Below are 18,948 nucleotides of genomic sequence, written 5' to 3' on the forward strand. Positions count from 1 at the left end.
GATCACCTCACAGCCCGCGGTTTTTCAGGCGGTTGGCTTGGGTGCGGTAGAGCGTCACCGGATTGGTCCACAGGGACCGGGCGCCCAGCAGATGGTTGATGGCGTCCACGTGGTTCATGTCGTACTGGGTGCCGATCACGTTACCCATCATGGTCGAACAGACGCCGACCAGCCCGTCGTTCGGCTCGCTGCCGAAGACCAGGGCAGTAATGCCCAGGAAGGGGTCGGTGATGTCAAAGACGTTGGTCCAGACGCCCCGGCCGGTCCAGGAAAAGAATTTGATGCGGTTGCCGTTAATCCACACATCCTCGCTGGTGCCGGCGCAGGCGTTGCGGTTAACCCCTTTCCACCCCAGCGCATCGTTCAGGCTGGTGGTGCCGGGCGTTGTCAGGGTCTCCAGTGCGGCCAGTCCGTCTTGTGGGTTGTTGGCGCCGGACAGGGCGTTGATCAGCCCGCCGAGGGCGTTGGCAATGGCGTCCGCCCCGCCCTCCACGTAGCTGCCGGGCGGAAGAATACCGCGAACCACGTCTGCCACTTTGGAGCCTTTGTTGACGCCGTCGATGGAGGTGATCGAGGCAATCCGCTGGGGAATCAGTGCGGCGGTTACCCGGGAAGTGGGGGCACCCTGACTGTGGGCCATCAGGTTGACCTTGGCATAGCCCAGGCTGTTGACATAGTTGGCCAGTTGCTGGCCCCGTTGCTCACTGCTGTTGACGAATGAAACGCTGGCGGTATAGACCTTTGCGCCACTGCGTTCCAGGTTCCAGGGAATGGTGTGGAAGTAGTTGACCAGCCCACCAATGGTGTTGAAGCCGGTAACGCCATGGACCAGAACGATGGGGTAGCGGGTCTGGGTGTAACCGGCGTGACTGAGAAACGAGGCGGACAGCATGGCCAGCCCCAGCATGATTGCTGCGGTAAATCGGATACGCATGGTTGACTCCTGTTGTTTTTGTTGACGGCTGCGTTATGAAGCCGACGGTCGTCAATGCGTTGTCGATTATTCGGGCCAAGGGGGCGGGCGGGAATCGCCCATTTGGGTGAGGGCATGAAACCGGGGCATGGCTGAGTGCTCAGGAAAACCGGTGAGGCTCCAGCTCCATGTGCTGGATACGCTGGCCGAGCATGATGATCCGGCCGGTATAGCGCTCCTCACCGGTGGAGGTGAAATCAAACAGGAACCTGCGCCATACCCGGAGCCTGCCCTGGTCATCGCGCTTGAACCAGAGCCCCCGAAGGAATACGGCGTCGTCCAGGAGCATGACATCCATGCGCTTGCAGTAGCGGTGGGCGGCCTGAAGCACGAAATCCTTGATGGCTTTGGCGCGCCACCAGTACCAGACAGCGAATCCGGCCACAAACAGCCAGAACAGGGTTCCAAGAGTCACGGTTTCAGCGATCTTCCACGGTGCACAATTATTCAGAGTGTTGATCGCCAGACTACCTTATCGCATCGGCTCGGGGAATCGTTGCGTGTTTTCCGGCTATTTCCGCTCATTCGAGGGGGCCGGCTTTTATGTCGGCACCGGAAGGTAATTAACCGGGCTTTTTAAGGACTTTTTAAGCTTTTTAAGGGCAGGCAGTTGTATAGTTGCGTTGACTTAAGAAAGGTGGTTTGACTGGCTTGTCGTAGTATGCTTGGCCAGTTCTATTGCTGGGCGGCACCACCACGACCGCACTGGTAGCTGCATGGGCAGCGGCCATCTTATGATCCGTTGCTATAACGCCTCGCGCGTATGCGAGCGCACAACCTTGGTCTGTCGAATGGAGATTTCGAATACATGTATACACTGCGAATGCAGTGGCCGGTGCTGGTCCGGCTGCTGAGCATACTCTTGTCATTTGCTGCTGTTGGCACGGCCACAGCGCAAGATGAACCTACAACCCTGCGGACCTCGCCGGTGCTGCGGCAATTGCTTAGCGAGACGCTGGAGCGGAACCCCGGCGTGCAGGCCGCGCGCGCCGCAGTGGAAGCCGCTGAGGCCCGCGCCCGGGGCGCGGGCCGGCCTCTCTACAACCCGGAGCTGCAGCTAAATGCCGAGCAGGCCGAGACCCGTACCGGTACCCTGGGCCTGAGCCAGGCCATCGACTGGGCCGACAAACGCGGAGCGCGCACCGCAGTGGCGGATGCCGAGCTTGATACCGTGCGGACGGAGTATGCGGCCGTGCGCCAACAGCTGGCTGGCGAGTTGCTCGCTGCACTGGGGCGCTATCACACCGCCGCAGACATTCAGCGACTCGCGCAGCAACGCCAGGAGCTGATGCGACGGTTTCTGGATTTGGCGGAACAGCGTCGCCAGGCCGGGGACATCAATCAGGTCGAGCTGGACCTGGCCAGCCTCGCACACACCCAGGCTACGCTCCAGTTGTCCCAGATGGCCTCGGATCTGGCCGACGCAGAGCAGGCCCTCATCGCCATCACCGGCAACCCGCGCCGGAACTGGCCGCTGTTACCGGATGATCTGCCCGTGTTGCAAACGGTCGATGCGGACACGCTGCTCAAGAATCTGCCGGCATTACGCGCCCAACAGGCGCGGGTCGCCGCCGCCCGCTCCACCGTCACCTTGCGCAGCCGCGAGCGCCGGCCCGATCCGACGATCGGCGTGCGCGCCGGCCAGGAACGTGCCTTCCGCAACGGCAACGGCGATGCCTATGGCCTCACTGGTCTGACCTTTAGCATTCCCTTGTATGTCCGCAATAGCTTCAGGGCCGAGGTAAAGGCCGCCTATGCCGAACAGACGCGAGCTGAACAGTCCCTGCAGGACGTCTATCGCCGGGCGCGGGCGCAGTTGTTGTCCGCCGCCGAGCGCTATCGACTGAGCCGCGGCGCCTGGCTGGCCTGGCAAGCCAGTGGCCAGGCCAGCCTCGGTAGCCAGGTGGCGCTGCTAGAGCGTATCTGGCGGTCCGGCGAGATGAGCACGGCGGACTACCTGGTACAGCTCAACCAGACGCTTGATACGCGCATGAATGCCCTGGAGGTCCAGGGTCGCCTGTGGGGGGCCTGGGCTGACTGGCTGGTGGCCAGCGGCCAGGTGGATGCCTGGCTTGGCGGCGCGATGCGCGCTGAACCTTAAACTTTCACGCACGAATTCTGGAGATACAAAACATGAAGATAACGTTCACACGGGCACTGTTGTTAAGCCTGATGCTCGCGGGTCTGGGTTTGCCGGTTTCTGTCGCACTGGCCGAGCAGGGCCCCGGAGAGGCAGGCGGCCACGAGGAAGGAGGCGCCTTGAAGATGGCGGCGGCCGAGCGGGAGGCGCAGGGAATCCGTGCCGAGAGGGTCGCGCGGCGCACGCTGTCCGATGCCGTCATCGCTCCGGGTGAGGTGCGCATGAACGCCTACGCGTCTGCCCAGGTGACGCCGCGTATTGGTGCCCAGGTGGTCGCCCGCCACGCGCGCCTCGGTGAGCAGGTCGAGAAGGACCAACCGTTGGTGACACTCTCCAGCGTCGAGATGGCCGGGGCCCAAGGTGCGCTCGTCGAGGCTGATCGAGAGTGGAGCCGCGTGCGCAAGCTCGGCCGTGAGGTGGTGTCCGATAAGCGCTATGTCGCCGTCCAGGTGGCGCGCCAGCGCGCGTACGCCACGGTGCGCGCGTACGGCATGACCGAGGTGCAGATCGAGCGCCTCCTGGCCGACGGCGATGCCTCCCGCGCCACCGGCTCCTTCGAGCTGCTCAGCCCTCAGGTCGGCACGGTGATCAGTGACGACTTCGTGATCGGCGAGGTGGTCGAGCCGGGGCGGGTGCTGTTCGAGGTGAGTGATATCTCGCGGCTCTGGGTGGACGCGCAACTACGCCCGGAACAGGCGGTGAAGGTGACCGTTGGCACGCGTGCGCAAGTGAGGGTGCATGGCGAACGCTGGCTGGACGGCAAGGTGGTGCAGCTGCATCAACGCGTTGACGAGGGCACCCGCACAAAGGCGGTACGTATCGAGGTAAACAACGAGGCCGGCCAGTTGTCGCCGGGTGACTACGCGGACGTGTTGATTGAGACCGCTGATAGCGAGGCACGTGTCGCTGTTCCACAGGAATCCGTGCTGCTGATGCAGGGCTCGCCCACGGTATTTAAAGTTGAGGGCGATGAACTTCATCCGCAGCCGGTGGAGACCGGGATGACACGTGCGGGCTGGACCGAAATCAAAGCCGGGCTGGCCGAGGGTGATGAGATTGTCGTCAAGGGTGCGTTTTTATTGAAATCCCTGGCGCTTAAATCACAGATGGGCGAAGGCGACGGGCACTAAGGATGTTACATCATGCTGAATAAACTGGTTGAAGCGTCGTTACGCTATAAATTTCTGGTAATCATTTTTTTTCTGGTGGTTGGTTTTCTGGGCTGGCGGGCGGTCAGCACCATTCCCATCGACGCGTTTCCGGATGTAACGCCGGTGCAGGTCAATATTTACACTGAGTCGCCTGGTCTGGCCGCCGAGGACGTAGAGCAGTTACTGACCTTTCCGGTGGAGTCCGGCATGGCGGGCCTGCCCGGCGTGACCCAAATCCGTTCGGTCAGTCTGTTTGGCTTGTCCTATGTATCGGTGTACTTCGAAGACAATATGGACATTTATTTCGCCCGTCGGCTGGTGATGGAGCGGCTGCAGGAAGTCAGCAACCGAATGCCGCAGGAATATGGCCGCCCGGAGATGGGGCCGAACACCTCAGGTCTGGGCCAGGTGTTCTGGTATACGGTGGAACGCGCCGATGAGAAGTTGAATGGGGGGCTGAGCGATATGGATTTGCGTACTATCCAGGATTGGACCGTACGGCTGATTCTGCGCACCGCTCCGGGGGTCGATGACGTGATGTCCTGGGGCGGACAGGAGCGTCAGTTCCAGGTGGTGATCGACCCCTTGCGTTTGATCAAGTACGGCTTAGGGTATAAAGAGGTGATGGCCGTCATCGAGGCCAATAACCGCCAGGTGGGCGGGCAGTACGTCAATCTCGGTCCAGAGCAATACCTGGTGCGCGGGCTGGGACTGGTGGCCGACGAGCGCGATATCGGCAATATCATGGTCAAGGTGGTTGACGGAACCCCGGTGTACTTGCGCAATATTGCCATGATCGAGCAGGCGCCGGCGTTGCGTTTCGGCGCCGTGACCCGTGACGGTAAAGAGGTGGTGCTGGGTATGACGCTGGCGCGCATCGGTACCAACGCTGCTGACGTGGTTAAAGAGGTCAAGAAAAAAGTGGCCATCGCTCAGTCGGCGTTGCCTGATAACGTGAAGATCGAGCCTGTCTACGAGCGCACCGAACTGGTGGAGAAGGCTGTCTCGACTGCCGAACGGGCGCTGATCGAGGGCTCTATTCTGGTGGCTATTGTGTTGTTCCTGTTCCTCGGTGAGCTGCGTTCGGCCATTGTGGTGATCGCGGCGCTGCCGCTGGCTATGCTGATTGCCTTCATTTTTATGGAGCAGATGGGGCTGTCGGCCAACCTGATGTCGTTGGCGGGGCTGGCGATCGGCATCGGCATGATGGTGGACGGTGCGGTGGTGATGACCGAAAACGCCTTCCGCATCATGGCCGAATGGCGCGAGAAGGGCGAAAAGGTCGACCGTAGCGCCGCGGTGCTGACAGCAGCGCGTGAAGTCGCCAATCCCATCACGTTCGCCATCATTATTATTATCGTGGTGTTCCTGCCGCTGTTCAGCCTGCAAGGGTTGGAAGGCAAGTTGTTCAAGCCCATGGCTTTCAACATCAGCTTTGCCATGGCTGGCTCGCTGCTGTTGACGCTCACGATCATTCCGGTGCTGGCGGCGTTGATTCTCAAGCCCAAGGAGGAACGCGACACGTTGCTGGTGCGTTGGGTCAAGCGTGGCTACCTGCCGCTGTTGGCCTGGTCGCTGGCCAACAAGAAGACCGTGGTGGTCAGTGCCATAGTGCTGCTGGTCGCAAGCCTGGCGCTGTTCCCGCTGTTGGGCAAGGAGTTCATGCCGCAGTTGCAGGAGGGCTCCATCATGTGGCGGGTGACCTCGATCCCTTCCACCTCCCTGGAACAATCCATCGAGATCTCCAAGAAGATCGAAAAGACGTTGGGCGAGTTTCCGGAAGTCGAAACCACCATCGCCATGATCGGCCGCGCCGAGAAGGGTGAGACCGCGGACGTGAACTACATGGAGATCTACACCGGGCTCAAGCCCAAGGAAGAGCGGGAACGTTCGGTCGAGGAACTGGCCGAGGCCATGCGCGAGGAACTGGAGAAAACCGTGCCCACTTCCGTCATCGCCTTTACCCAGCCTATCCAGATGCGGGTGGAAGAACTGATCTCCGGCGTGCGCTCTACCCTGGCCGCCAAACTCTACGGTGAGGATCTGGGCGAACTCGACCGCTTGAGTAACGAGATCAAGAATGCCGTCGCCAAGGTGCCCGGTGTGGCCGATCTGGCGCTGGAAGCCAACCTCGGCAAGCCGCAGATCCGTATCAAGGTGGACCGGGAAGCATTGGCCCGCTATGGACTCAATGCGGACGACGTGTTCACCGTGGTGCGCACCGGCATCGGTAACCAGCCTGTGTCGACACTGATCGATGGCGTCAAGCGCTTCGACATCACCGCGCGTATCGCGGATGCCTCCAAGGCTTCGGTACAGGCCATCCGTGACATCCCGTTACGCACGGCCGCCGGTGCCATCGTGCCGCTTGGCAAGGTGGCCGAGGTGACCACGGCGGAGGGCTATTCCTTCGTGCGCCGCGAGCAATTACAACGCTACGCGGTGATTCAGATGGACGTGCGCGGCCGCGACGTGGACGGCTTCGTGAAAGATGCCAATGCCGCCATCGAGCAGCAGGTGAAACTACCGCCCGGCTACTGGATCGAGTGGGGTGGAGCCTTCGAGAACCAGCAGCGTGCTCTCAAGCGGCTGGCCATCATCGTCCCATTGACCATCTTTTTCATCTTCGTGTTGCTGTACACCGCCTTCAACTCGATGAAATACGCCACGCTCATCATCGCCAACGTACCGTTCGCGACCATTGGTGGCCTGGTGGCGCTGTTCATCAGTGGCCAGTATCTGTCCGTCCCCTCGGCCATCGGTTTCATTGCCGTGTTCGGTGTGGCGATGCTGAACGGTATCGTGCTGGTGAGCTTCATCAACGAGCTGCGCGAGAGGGGCCTGAGCGTCGCCGAGGCGGTGCGCCGCGGCTGTGAGATGAGGCTGCGGCCGGTGCTGATGACGGCCAGCGTGGCCATCCTCGGCCTGATCCCGATGCTGCTCTCCACCGGAGTGGGCGCTGAGACCCAACGGCCGCTGGCCTCCGTGGTGGTGGGCGGGCTCATCACCTCCACCCTGCTAACGTTAGTACTACTGCCGGTCATCTACGAATGGCTCGAATCCAGAAAGGAGAAAAACCCATGAAAGAGATCAAGGCCTTCATTCACCGCAATCGCGCCGCCGACGTAGTTCGCGCCCTGAGGGGCGCGGGCTACACCAATCTGTCGGTGGTTGACGTCAAGGGCATGCTCGCTGCGCTGGACGAACAGGAGCGTAACTACTCCATCGAGCTGGGCGCGGAGATCATCACCGAGGTCAAGCTGGAGCTGGTCTGCGAGGACGAGAGCAGCGCCACCGAGGCGGTGCGCCTCATTCGGGACAACGCCAGGACCGGTCAATCCAGGGCGGGCTGGATCTACATCAGCGAGATCCAGGCGGCGCTGCCCATCGACGACCACTGAAAGGCCGGTGCCGTGGCGCGGAAGCGTCTCCCGGCGCCAGGTTTTGTCCTGGTCGCGGCCAGGCGCTCCGGCCGGGTGAGTGAAAGCCGCATGTTTAGAGGGTAAAGCAGTATGAGCGAACCCTATTCGCGCCGTGCCGGCACGGGGTACCATCCCGTGCGCAAGATACGCATCGCCCTCTCGGGCGTCTCGAACGCAGTGCTCAAGGACTTCAGTGTGCGCTACAAGCTGGTCCTGTCAGTGATGTTTCTTGCGCTGGCTGGGCTGTTCGAGACGCTGTTTCATTTTCTGTTCGTGCTCGCCGTGACCGGCCTGATGCTGGTCGCGGAGGTGCTTAATACCGCCATTGAGTCCCTGTGCGATTACGTACAAGCGGACCATGACCTGAGGATTAAACAAATCAAGGATATGGCGGCCGGCGCCACGTTTATCGCTATTTTTATCTGGTATGTTGTCCTCACTATTGTCTTGTATGAGCTGCTTACCGGGACCGACTTGTTTTCGGCAATCATACGCCGGTGACGCCCGATAACCGCGGCAGGAAGAATTCAAAGGTGCGCCGCTATGGTTGTTTGGGGCAATGTCCGGAGCTTTCCGTGACTGTTGGCGTGGCGTTTCATGGTTATCTTTTTGGGGTGTGACGTATGAAGGATTTGAACAAATTCATCCCGTTGGAGCGGGCCGTATCGAGGTTGTGTACGATTCGCACCCGCACCTGGCTGATATTCGTCGCGGTGGCGCTCGGTTTCGTCGCACTTTTGTTCTGGGCCGGCATGGCGCTATTGTCCTGGCTGTGGGCCGAGGCGCCGGCGATGAGCGAGGCGGGCAAACGTCTGGCCGGCGGCGCCATCACCCAGTTCGAACAGTCGGCGCCGGGACTCAAGAAGGAGGTGGAACAGTGGGCGCCGGGTGTGAAGCAGCAGCTTGACCGTTGGCTGCCGGGAGAAAGCGAGGCGCTTCCGGCCAATGATGTCAGCGGCGTCGATATCGGCCCGGTGCCACGTTTTCCCGGGCTGGTGCGCACCTATTTCGCACGCGACGCAAAAACACTGGAGGCGCGCTATAGCGGACGCGCGTCATTCGAGGCGGTGTTGAAGTATTACACCCAGGGCTTCGCTGCCGCCGGGTACACCCAAGAGGTCATTACGGCTGCACCCGAGGCGGAGCAACACCGCTTCGTGCGCGCCGGGGAAGCTGTCGATCTCACGCTCACGCGCCGATCAGACGGACGGGTAGAGCTGCGGTTAATAACCCGGGCGGATCGCTGATGGCCGCTTGGTTTATCTGCTACCGGCCAATCGTTCGACAGCTTACGGAGGCAGGTGGAATGCACCGGAGGTTCATATGAATGAGAAATTGACCCTGGATTTGGACCTGGCCTTGCCCGAGGCCCCGGATGAGCGGGACGCCTGTGTCGGGCGCCTGACTGAATTGCTCGAAGCCGAGGGGCTGGCGAAAGCGCATGTGGTTGACGAAGACGGTGCGGCGCGCCTGTGCCTGCACTATGATCTCGAGCAGTTCAGCGTCAGTCAGGTGCGCAGCCTGGTGCAGGCGGCCGGCGTCCGGATCGGCAAGCGTTATCATCATGAAAGCCTGCGCATAGACGGCATGGATTGCCCCACCTGCGCGACCGTGATTGAACATGCCCTGGAGCGCATGGACGGCGTGCTGGAGGCGAGCGTCAGTTACGGTGCGGAGCGGCTGCGTCTGGAGTTCGATACCGAAAAGACCTCGCTCGATGCCGTGCGGGAACGTATACGGGCGTTGGGTTATGGCGTGATTGAAAAAGGTCAGGCACCGGGTTGGTGGGCCGAGCACCGCGAGCTGCTTCTGAGCCTGGCTGCCGGGTTGTTACTGCTCGTCGGCTGGTTGCTGGAATTTACGGCGGCACCCGCCGCACTGTCCTTGGCTCTGTTCGTCGGTGCCTATATCACAGGCGGCTTCTTCGCGCTGCGTGATGCCTGGCAGAGTCTGCGCCAGGGCCGTTTTGATATCGACACCCTGATGATCATCGCCGCCGCCGGTGCCGCCGCGCTTGGCGCCTGGGCAGAGGGCGCATTGCTGTTGTTTCTGTTCAGCCTGGGCCATGCACTGGAACATACCGCCATGGGCCGAGCACGCCGCGCCATCGAGGCGCTGGCGGAGATGGCGCCGAAAACGGCGCTTGTGCGCCGCGACGGCGGCGAGGAGGAAGTGCCGGTGGAGGCGCTGGCGCGCGAGGAGCGGGTCATCGTCAAGCCCGGCCAGCGCATCCCCGCCGACGGCGAAGTGCTGGCCGGCGTCTCCGCCGTCGACCAGGCACCCATTACCGGTGAATCCATGCCCGTGGACAAGCAGGCGGGCGATGCGGTGTTTGCCGGCACCGTCAACGGTGAGGCGACCCTGGAGATTCGGGTCACCCGCCTGGCCCGCGAAAGCACCCTGAGCCGTATGGTGAAGCTGGTCGCCGAAGCGGGCGCCCAGCGCTCGCCGACCCAGCGCTTCACCGAGCGTTTCGAACGCATCTTTGTACCCGTGGTGCTGGTCGGTGCGGCCTTGCTTATTGCCGTACCGCCGTTGTTCGGTTTTCCGTTCGCCGAATCCTTTTACCGCGCCATGGCGGTGCTGGTGGCGGCCTCGCCCTGCGCGCTGGCTATCGCTACGCCGGCGGCGGTGCTGTCGGGGGTGGCGCGCGCAGCGCGCGGTGGGGTGCTGATCAAGGGCGGCGCGCACCTGGAGAATCTCGGCACCCTGCGTGCCATCGCTTTCGACAAGACCGGCACTGTCACCCGCGGCGAACCGGCGGTGACTGACGTGGTGGCCTTCGAAGGCGATGAAGCCATGCTGCTCGCGACCGCGACGGCGGTGGAGAGCCGTAGCGGTCATCCCCTGGCCCTGGCTATCGTCGCCGCCGCGCAGGCGCGGGGCCTGCACTGGGCAGAGGCCGGTGACGTGGAGTCCGTGACTGGCAAGGGCGTGCGCGCGCAACTTGACGGCAAGACCGTCAGTATCGGCAACCTTAAGTTGTTTGACGGCGTGGCGATTCCTGGCTCGGTGCGCGACACGGTTAGCCGCCTGGAGGCCGAGGGTAAGACCACCATGGTGGTTCAGGCCGGTGATCGTTTTCTGGGCGTGTTGGCCCTGGCCGACACGCCGCGGGAGGGTGTGGCTGAGATGTTGGCGCGACTGCACCGCCTGGGTATCCGCAAGACCATCATGCTGACCGGCGACAACGAACGGGTAGGTCAGGCCATCGGCCAGGCTGTCGGCCTGGACGAAGTGCGTGCCAGCCTGTTACCCGAGGACAAGGTTGCAGCGGTCGATGAATTGCTGCGGCGCGAAGGTCAGGTGGCCATGATCGGCGACGGTGTCAACGACGCGCCGGCGCTGGCGCGCGCCACGGTGGGTATCGCCATGGGCGGTGCCGGTACCGACGTGGCACTGGAGACAGCGGATGTCGCCCTGATGGCTGACGACCTGTCAAAGCTGCCGTTCGCCGTGGGCCTGTCACGCGCCGCCCGGCACATCATTCGCCAGAACTTATGGCTTTCGCTCGGAATCGTGGCGCTGTTGATCCCTGCAACACTTACTGGCCTAGCGGGTATCGGCCCGGCGGTCATCGTCCATGAGGGCTCGACGCTGGTGGTGGTGTTCAACGCCCTGCGCCTGCTGGGTTACCCGGAACGAGCTGTGTGACGGTTGGGGGAAGAGAGCATGGCACCATGATTGATGGCTGAGTCGCGATATCTGTCTGTTTATCAACCGCACCCGGGCGCTTGGATATCCGGTTACCGGTTATTGCAATAATTGAATGAATCCTCAGTTTTTCTCGTTCTTTGGTCTGAACTCCGCTGTTTTTGCAATATGTGGCTATGGTGGCGACATATACAGCTTAAGCTGGTGCCTGAACTGTCAGGATCGGGTTCAGGGTTCGCTGAAAGGAGAAAGCGGCGGATGCAGGTAGTACAACAACAGGATTTCAGGACGCTGGTGGATAACCATCCCAGGGCGATCATGCTGTCCACGACAGAACCACGAATCGCCTACGTCAATAGGATGTTTCGCGCTGTCACCGGATACCAGGCAGATGAGGTTCTCGGACAGTCACCTTCGTTACTGAGTTCGGGCTTGCACTCGCCCGAGTTCTATCAGGCTATGTGGGAAAGCCTTGAGCGACACGGTCGCTGGGAGGGACTGATCTGGAACCGCCGAAAGAGCGGTGAGACTTATCCCCAGTGGCTGACAATCTATCCCGTGGAGCGGGGAAATCGTCGATTCTGGGCCGGTGTGTTCACGGATGTTGGCGATGTGGCGGCGGGCGACGAGCGTCTGGCCTCGCTGGCTTACTACGACCCCCTCACCGAGCTGCCGAACCGCGCCCTGTTCCAGGAGTTCCTCAAGGCCCGTGTGGCCCAGCGCGCCCGTGACAGTCGCCGGTTCGCCGTGCTGTTTGTGGATCTTGATTTCTTCAAGTCGGTTAATGATCTCCACGGCCACGAATGCGGGGATCGCGTGCTGCAGCACGCCGCCTACTGTATCCAGAGCGTTCTGAGAAGGGGTGACGTGGTGGCGAGGCTGTCGGGCGATGAGTTTTCGGCCATTATAGAGTTGCAGTCCGGGGACGATCTGGACGGTGTCTGTCAACGCATGATCCACATTTTCCAGGCCCCGATGGTGGTCGATCACCGTGAGTATTTTCTTTCAGCGTCTGTTGGCGCGGCGGTTTATCCGGAGCACGGCAAAACAGGCAGTGAGTTGCTGCAGAACGCAGACAGGGCCATGTACACGGCAAAGCTCGCTGGCCGGGCCTGTTACCGCCTCTACAGCGAAGTGGCTACGGAGCAGGGCCGGCGTGAACAGCGCCTGTCGGAGGCCCTGATGGCTTCCCTGAAAACCGCTCCGGAAGAATTCAGTGTGGTCTACCAGCCCCAGTATTGGCTTGACAGTGGTCGCATCGCGGGACTGGAGGCGCTGCTGCGCTGGCGGCATCCGGAGTTTGGCGTTGTCTCGCCCGCCGAGTTTGTCCCTATTGCCGAACAGCGTGGTCATATTCACGAGCTGACGGGGCATTTGGTGCGCTGTATCCTCGCCGACCTCCCGGATTCCCCGGGATTGCTGCCCCGGGACCTTCGGCTGGCAATCAATATCTCCGCCCGTCAGATCACCGATTCACGTCTGGAGGGGCTGCTTGGTCCGCTCTTTTGCCGCATTCGGCGGATAGGCTGGCGGCCGGAAATCGAGATTACCGAAACCCACCTGATGAACCTTTCCCCGCAATGCCTGAACCGGCTGCGGGAATTCGGTCATCAGGGGGTGGGTGTGGCAATTGATGATTTCGGGACCGGTTACTCGTCACTGGCTTACCTTCATACCCTGCCGGTTCAGGTGCTCAAGATTGACCGGCAGTTCACCTGGCGGCTTGGCGGCAAGTCCGGGGATTCGCGGATTGTCGCGGCGATTCTGGGGATTGCCGAGGCCCTTGGCCTGGAGGTGGTTGCAGAGGGCATCGAGAGCGAGGATCAGCACAGCCGGTTGCGTGAACTGAAGTGCCACCGGGGACAGGGATTTCTAATGGCCAGACCGTTGCCCTGGCAGGCATTGGGCAGTGCACTGGTTGATTAACATCAATAACAGGCAAAAAAAGCGCCGGTTTCAGGGGGTTTTGCAACATCTGGCTACTGGAAACGCCCGGGTTGCCCTGATAGTGGGTAAAAACCACTTTCCTCCCGAAACTTATGCCAAACAAAGCACCCGATCAAGAACTTGATGCCTATCTGCGACTCAACCGGGCGTTTCCCGGAGAGTGGCTTGTCGCCCTGCGAAAGCTCTCTGGTTGGGATGGTGTGGAGTGTCAGCTGCACTCAGGCAGTGGCACGGCTGGTGCCCTGTCGGCACTGACGTCCGGTCTGGGCAGGGTGGTTTGTATCCAGGCCAGTCAGGCCATGGAGATCACTTGCTGGAGTGCGTCAGATCCGGTGTTTCTGCTGCCGCTGGCCGGCGACCCGGAGATCGCTCTGCAGGGCAAGCCGGGGCAGCCCATGCTGCATTTAACGGCTGCCCGATCCTCAGACCGGTTCAGGCTGCGCCTGCCCCGGAATGGCCGGGTCATGATTCTCCGGCCGGCAGCCGGAATTCCGGACAGCCTGATCAGAGACGAAGGCGGCAAACGCCTTGCCGACTGCCAGGATCTGATCACGGCGTATCTGCTTAACTCGCCCTTTTTCAGGGACGACGCTCACGCAAGAGAGCTGACCGATGACCTCTTCCGACAACTGGCGGCGACGGCGAGCAATGAGGGCGCGCCACCTCGCGGACGCCCCGGACTTGATCGCCGGATAGTCCGGATGATCGAAAAAATCCGGCAGGAACCTGCCTGGGACTTCAACCTGCGGGAGCTGGCCAGCCATTCCGGCGTCAGCGAGCGAAACCTCTACTACCTGATGAAGCGGGAAACCGGGACGACGCCCTACCGGTTTTACCAGCGCAACCGGTTGATCAGGGTGCGGCGCAGGCTGGTGGACTGCCAGTGTGAGGTGCCCCATATTTCCTGGTATGCAGCTGATGAGGGTTTCTCTCACCTTGGCCGGTTCGCGGCCCTCTATCGGGAGCATTTTGGAGAGCTGCCCAGTGAGACCGTGCAGTGGCGTCGCAACCTCCGGCACCGGAAGCCAGTCTCTGCCCCGGCCCCGGCGCTGGACTGAATTCCGGAACGGCAATAAAGAACCCGGCTCACTGAATGGTGGCCGGGGTTTTTCCAGTTGCCGGATTTAGTGAGCCGTTGCCGGCTTACCGTTATCGTCACCATCGGACGTGTCCGAGTACTCGTCGGCTCCCGAACCATGGTGGTCCCGCCCCAGCAGGATATAGAACGCGGGCAGTACGAAGATGGTAAACAGCGTGCCGATACCCAGGCCGGCACTGATGGTCAGGCCAATGGCAAAGCGGCTTTCCGCGCCCGGGCCGATCGCAATCAACAGGGGCACCATGGCAAAGATCAGCGCCAGGGACGTCATAATGATCGGCCGCAGACGGATCGCGGCGGCTTCCACCACGGCATCAAACTTGTTCAGCCCACGTTCCTTTTGCAGCTGATTGGCAAACTCGACAATCAGGATGCCGTTCTTGGACACCACGCCGATCAGCGTGATCAGCCCGACCTGGGTGTAGATGTTCATGGTGGCGAAGCCGAGCACGATAAACGCCATGGCGCCGGCCACCGACATGGGTACCGAGACCAGAATGATGAACGGATCGCGCCAGCTCTCGAACTGGGCCGCCAGAACCAGGTAGATCACCAGCAGCGACAGGAAGAAGGTCACCATCAGGGCGCTGCCCTGAGTGGCAAGCTGGCGGCTCTGACCGGTGTAGTCATACGTGAAGCCCTGGGGGAAAACCTCTTCCGCCGTACGTTCCATGAAATCCATGGCGCTACCGGCGGCAACGCCGGGCATGACCACACCCTGGAGGGTCAGCGAGTTCTGCTGATTGAACTGGGTCCGGTTTGACGGCTCAACCTGCTGGCTGAAGCTCACGACACTCCCCAGTGGTACCAGTGCACCGTTATCGGCACGGATGTAGTACTCATTGAGCGCCTGGGCGTCCAGACGGAACTGCTGGTCAACCTGCGGAATAACCTGATAGGACCGTCCTTCCATACTGAACCGGTTGATGTAACCGCCTCCCAGCATGCTCGACAGGCTCTGGCCAACGTCCTGCATCGACAGACCCAGATCCGCAACCCGGTCCCGGTCCACATTGATGCGGGTAATCGGGCGGTCGAAGTTGATGGACTTCTGCAGGAACATAAAGTTGCCACTGGCCATGGCCTTACCCAGCATCTCGTCGGCCACCTGGTCCAGTTGCTCGTAACTGCTGCCCGTGGTGATCACGAACTGGAAGGGCAACCCGCCACCGGAGCCAGGCAGGGACGGCCGCGGGAATACGGCGGTCTGCAGACCGGTTACCTTTTTCAGCTCAGCGTCCAGCAGCGGCTGGGCTTCGAACTGGCTGATGTCCCGTTCGCTCCAGGGCGCCATCTTGAAGCCACCGAATACCGCGTTGGGGCCGGTGATGCCGATGATCATGAAGTCTTCGTTGTACCCCGGAACGGCAGACATGCGTTCCTGAATTTCATCACCATGCTCCAGCAGGTAGTCGAGGGTTGAGGTCTGGGGCCCGAGGCCCTGATAGAACAGAATGCCCTGATCCTCGGTGGGTGCCAGTTCGTTCTGGCTCATCGTTACCATGAAGTAGATGGACACAAGTACCACGATTGCAAAGAACACCACCACCGACCTGGTCTGCATCAGTGAACTCAGGGCAGACTTGTAACCCGCCGCCAGGCCGTTGAAGCTGCGCTCGACCAGGCTCTCGAATTTCCCGGAGTTACCGTGAGGCTTCAGCACCTTCCCTGACAGCATGGGCGAGAGTGTCAGGGCGACAATGCCTGAAATGACAACGGTGCCGGCCAGGGTGAAGGCAAACTCCGTGAACAGTGAACCGACCAGGCCACCCATAAAGCCAATGGGGGCATAAACCGCCACCAGCGTTGTGGTCATGGCAATGATCGGCACCGCCATCTCCCGCGCGCCATTGATTGCCGCCTCAAAGCGGGATTCGCCCTGCTCGATGTGGCGGTGCACGTTCTCAACCATGATGATGGCGTCATCCACCACCAGGCCGATGGCCAGCACCAGGGACAGCAGGGTGAGCAGGTTCAGCGAGAAACCGAACATCAGCATGATGAAGGCGCCACCGATCAATGACAGTGGCACGGCGACGGAAGGCACGATGGATGCGCGTACCGAGCCGAGACACAGGAATACCACCACCAGAACGATGATCATGGCCTCCAGCAGCGTCTGGATCACCTCATTGATGGAGTCCTCAATGAAGTCCGAGGCGTCATAGGCCAGTCGCACGTTCAGGCCGGAGGGTAACTGGCTCTCGATATCCGGCAGTTCGCCCTTTACCAGGCCTGCGACGGTCAGCGGGTTGGCGCCGGGGGCCAGTTCAATGGCCACGTAGGTGGCTGGCTGCCCTTTGTACAGGGCCAACTGATCATAGGTTTCCGAGCCCAGCTCGACACGGGCAATATCCTGCAGGCGGATCTGGGTGCCATCGGCCTGTTTGATGACCAGATTCCGGAACTGGTCCGGGTCCGCCACATCGGTGTCGCTGGTCATGCTGATTTCGGTGTAGGTGCCCTTGGTGTTGCCTACGGCGGCCTGATAGTTGTTGGCACGCAGCCTCGCCACCACTTCCGGGGGTGTCATATCCACGGCGGCCAGGCGTTCGGGGTCCAGCCAGACCCGAAGGGCGAATTTCCGGCCCAGCAGCTCGGCTTTACCGACACCGGAGAGCGCCTGAAGCCGGGGCTGGACAACCCGGGTCAGGTAATCGGTGATCTGGGGCACTGCCAGCTCGGTACTGTAGAAGGCAATGTACATCAGCGCCGTGGAATCGCCGGTGGTAGAGGTGATCACCGGGTCCTCGGCTTCGGCAGGCAGCACATTGCGCTGGCTGGCCACTTTGGCCTGAATCTCCGCCAGGGCCGCATTGGCGTCATAGTTCAGCACCATCTTGGCTTCGATGGTGGAGATGCCCTGGGAACTGGTGGAGGTCAGGTAGTCGATACCACTGGCTTCCGCTATCGCCTGTTGCAGGGGGGTGGTGATAAAGCCCTTGATCAGATCTGAGCTGGCACCCGGATAGGCGGTTGTCACCGTCACAGTGGTGCTCTCGAGTTCCGGATACTGCCGGATCTCCATTTCCATGGCGGCCCTTGCGCCAAGGAGCAGAATCAGCAGGCTGACCACCGTCGCCAGTACCGGGCGGTGGATAAAAATGTCAGTGAAGCGCATTACTCAGGTGCCTCCTGCGGCTCTTCGTCCTGAATGGCGACCTTTTGCCCGGCGCGCAGCCGCAGCAGTCCCTTGGCGACAATGGTCTCACCCGCTTCCAGGCCGGAAAGCACGGCGACGCGGGTGTTCCGGGTCTCACCGGTGGTGACGGTGCGTCGGCTGACGACCAGATTACCCTCGTCGTTTTCCTCAACAACAAACACGAAGTCGCCGTAGGTGTTATAGGAGATTGCGGTCCGCGGCACGGTTACCACGTCATTGTCTCCCGGTTGTCGGGTCAGGACCGTTGCAAACATGCCCGGGCGCAGCAGGCTCTCGGGATTATCCAGGGTGGCGCGAACGCGAACGGTCCGGGTCTCCGGGTTGACCGACGTGTTGATGGCGCTGACCGCGCCCTCGAAATCCTGTTCGGGCACCGCCGCCACTTTGGCGACCACCGCATAACCCGGCTTCGCGTTTGGCAGGTTTTTCTCAGACAGGGTGTAATCCACATAGATCGGATCAAGCATGTTGATCTCGACAATAGGGGTGCCGGTGGCAATGTATTCGCCCTGGTCGACCATCCGGATGCCGAGGGTGCCATCGAACGGAGCGCGGATGATTTTCTTGCTGAGCTGGGCCTCGGCTTCGTTAACCCGGGCCCGGGCGGCATCGAAGTTGGCCTTGGATTCATCGTACTGGGACTGGGAAACGGCGCGCCTGGGAAGCAGGTCGGAAACCCGCTTGAACTCCTGCTCCGCCAGTTGTGCCTCGGCGCGGCGTGTGCGCAGGGCCGCCTCATCGATGGCGGCATCGATGCGGATCAATATGTCGCCCTGTTTAACCACGTCACCGGACTCGAAATTGATGGTCTCAACAACACCGGGCACCTCGTTGGCAACCTCAATGCCGTTAACCGCCTCAATGCTGCCCACCGCCTTGATGGCGGGTGTCCAGCTTTCGGTCTGTGCCTTGGTTGCGGAGATCTGGGCGGGCGGCTGGGGCTGGGACATCTGCTCCTGCATCTGGCCAAACTGGTAGAACTTGTAGCCGAAGATACCTCCGAACACCACGCCGAGGAAAATGATGACGATCAGAAAGCGGGAAGCAGTGCGCATAGTTCAGGTCCTGGAAATCTGAGTCCGGCCGTTGCGATTCAAGTATCGGTGAATATACAGGGAGGCTGGCGATCTGTGCTCCCTTGCCGATCCATTGCCCGACGACGGACTGATTGAATACGTGAATCATTCATGTTTGACAAAGCATAGCATCCTACAAAATTCAGGTCGCCATTGTCACCGGGTTGTAAGTATTTCTAGCTAGTTTCCATCCATAAACATAAAAAGCTGATATTAAACAGGAAAATTCAGTAACCGAGAGGGAAACCTCCAGCGGAAAATGGTATTCTTTGTCGCAAGCCATTGAAACAAAAGAACAACCAAAAACCCGCGGAGGTGACAAT

The 18,948-nt window shown here is 61.0% G+C and carries 14 protein-coding genes; 9 read left to right on the forward strand and 5 right to left on the reverse strand.

All coding sequences use genetic code 11. From position 1 onward, the window contains the following. Positions 1–7: 7 nt before the first annotated feature. Together AC13C0_RS11515 and AC13C0_RS11520 are read right to left on the reverse strand one after the other, a co-directional pair. Positions 8–934 carry an esterase/lipase family protein gene (locus AC13C0_RS11515; RefSeq protein ID WP_303285909.1) on the reverse strand — a complete coding sequence of 309 codons (927 nt, stop codon included), beginning with the start codon at positions 932–934 and terminating at the stop codon, positions 8–10. A 139-nt stretch (positions 935–1,073) separates the two neighbouring features. After that, on the reverse strand, positions 1,074–1,388 hold the full coding sequence (locus AC13C0_RS11520; protein ID WP_303285908.1) for a DUF3301 domain-containing protein: 315 nt from the start codon (positions 1,386–1,388) through the stop codon (positions 1,074–1,076). 393 nt (positions 1,389–1,781) lie between these two features. On the opposite strand from AC13C0_RS11520, the gene AC13C0_RS11525 reads away from it, so the two are divergent. The 9 genes from AC13C0_RS11525 (at position 1,782) to AC13C0_RS11565 (ending at position 14,345) form a co-directional block, all read left to right on the forward strand. After that, positions 1,782–3,074, forward strand: coding sequence for a TolC family protein (locus AC13C0_RS11525; protein ID WP_482954405.1), 1,293 nt, complete (start codon positions 1,782–1,784; stop codon positions 3,072–3,074). Between the two features lie 32 nt (positions 3,075–3,106). Beyond that, complete coding sequence (locus AC13C0_RS11530) at positions 3,107–4,243, forward strand: efflux RND transporter periplasmic adaptor subunit (protein ID WP_339750980.1); 1,137 nt, start codon at positions 3,107–3,109, stop codon at positions 4,241–4,243. Positions 4,244–4,255: 12 nt separating this feature from the next. Next, positions 4,256–7,348: an efflux RND transporter permease subunit gene (locus AC13C0_RS11535; protein WP_482954406.1), complete on the forward strand. Its 3,093-nt coding sequence runs from the start codon at positions 4,256–4,258 to the stop codon at positions 7,346–7,348. Further along, complete coding sequence (locus AC13C0_RS11540) at positions 7,315–7,665, forward strand: P-II family nitrogen regulator (protein WP_303285903.1); 351 nt, start codon at positions 7,315–7,317, stop codon at positions 7,663–7,665. The genes AC13C0_RS11535 and AC13C0_RS11540 overlap by 34 nt, the downstream gene beginning before the upstream one ends. Positions 7,666–7,776: 111 nt before the next feature. After that, on the forward strand, positions 7,777–8,187 hold the full coding sequence (locus AC13C0_RS11545) for a diacylglycerol kinase (RefSeq protein WP_303285901.1): 411 nt from the start codon (positions 7,777–7,779) through the stop codon (positions 8,185–8,187). A gap of 122 nt (positions 8,188–8,309) precedes the next feature. Then, positions 8,310–8,933: a hypothetical protein gene (locus AC13C0_RS11550; RefSeq protein ID WP_303285899.1), complete on the forward strand. Its 624-nt coding sequence runs from the start codon at positions 8,310–8,312 to the stop codon at positions 8,931–8,933. A gap of 76 nt (positions 8,934–9,009) precedes the next feature. Beyond that, a complete protein-coding gene (locus tag AC13C0_RS11555) occupies positions 9,010–11,340 on the forward strand; it encodes a heavy metal translocating P-type ATPase (RefSeq protein ID WP_303285896.1) in 2,331 nt (776 codons plus the stop codon). 258 nt (positions 11,341–11,598) lie between these two features. Continuing rightward, positions 11,599–13,266, forward strand: a complete 1,668-nt coding sequence (locus AC13C0_RS11560; protein ID WP_482954407.1) for a putative bifunctional diguanylate cyclase/phosphodiesterase — start codon at positions 11,599–11,601, stop codon at positions 13,264–13,266. A gap of 113 nt (positions 13,267–13,379) precedes the next feature. Next, a complete protein-coding gene (locus tag AC13C0_RS11565) occupies positions 13,380–14,345 on the forward strand; it encodes a helix-turn-helix domain-containing protein (protein WP_482954408.1) in 966 nt (321 codons plus the stop codon). Positions 14,346–14,411: 66 nt separating this feature from the next. Here the strand turns inward: AC13C0_RS11565 and AC13C0_RS11570 are convergent, their stop codons facing one another. From AC13C0_RS11570 to AC13C0_RS11580, 3 genes are all read right to left on the reverse strand, one after another. After that, positions 14,412–17,507: an efflux RND transporter permease subunit gene (locus AC13C0_RS11570; protein ID WP_117618583.1), complete on the reverse strand. Its 3,096-nt coding sequence runs from the start codon at positions 17,505–17,507 to the stop codon at positions 14,412–14,414. Then, the gene (locus tag AC13C0_RS11575) at positions 17,507–18,604 is read right to left on the reverse strand and encodes an efflux RND transporter periplasmic adaptor subunit (protein ID WP_117618582.1); all 1,098 of its coding nucleotides are present in this window, start codon (positions 18,602–18,604) and stop codon (positions 17,507–17,509) included. The genes AC13C0_RS11570 and AC13C0_RS11575 overlap by 1 nt, the downstream gene beginning before the upstream one ends. Before the next feature lie 163 nt (positions 18,605–18,767). After that, the coding region (locus AC13C0_RS11580; protein ID WP_482954409.1) for a hypothetical protein at positions 18,768–18,948 on the reverse strand (181 nt) is incomplete at its 5' end.

This window comes from Marinobacter sp. B-21 (assembly GCF_056857895.1).

Coding starts and splice junctions, on each gene's coding strand:
- AC13C0_RS11545 (WP_303285901.1), top strand. CDS start 7,777: ATGAGCGAACCCTATTCGCGCCGTGCCGGCACGGGGTACCATCCCGTG.
- AC13C0_RS11565 (WP_482954408.1), top strand. CDS start 13,380: ATGCCAAACAAAGCACCCGATCAAGAACTTGATGCCTATCTGCGACTC.
- AC13C0_RS11525 (WP_482954405.1), top strand. CDS start 1,782: ATGTATACACTGCGAATGCAGTGGCCGGTGCTGGTCCGGCTGCTGAGC.
- AC13C0_RS11540 (WP_303285903.1), top strand. CDS start 7,315: ATGGCTCGAATCCAGAAAGGAGAAAAACCCATGAAAGAGATCAAGGCC.
- AC13C0_RS11550 (WP_303285899.1), top strand. CDS start 8,310: ATGAAGGATTTGAACAAATTCATCCCGTTGGAGCGGGCCGTATCGAGG.
- AC13C0_RS11555 (WP_303285896.1), top strand. CDS start 9,010: ATGAATGAGAAATTGACCCTGGATTTGGACCTGGCCTTGCCCGAGGCC.
- AC13C0_RS11530 (WP_339750980.1), top strand. CDS start 3,107: ATGAAGATAACGTTCACACGGGCACTGTTGTTAAGCCTGATGCTCGCG.
- AC13C0_RS11575 (WP_117618582.1), bottom strand. CDS start 18,604: ATGCGCACTGCTTCCCGCTTTCTGATCGTCATCATTTTCCTCGGCGTG.
- AC13C0_RS11535 (WP_482954406.1), top strand. CDS start 4,256: ATGCTGAATAAACTGGTTGAAGCGTCGTTACGCTATAAATTTCTGGTA.
- AC13C0_RS11560 (WP_482954407.1), top strand. CDS start 11,599: ATGCAGGTAGTACAACAACAGGATTTCAGGACGCTGGTGGATAACCAT.
- AC13C0_RS11570 (WP_117618583.1), bottom strand. CDS start 17,507: ATGCGCTTCACTGACATTTTTATCCACCGCCCGGTACTGGCGACGGTG.
- AC13C0_RS11515 (WP_303285909.1), bottom strand. CDS start 934: ATGCGTATCCGATTTACCGCAGCAATCATGCTGGGGCTGGCCATGCTG.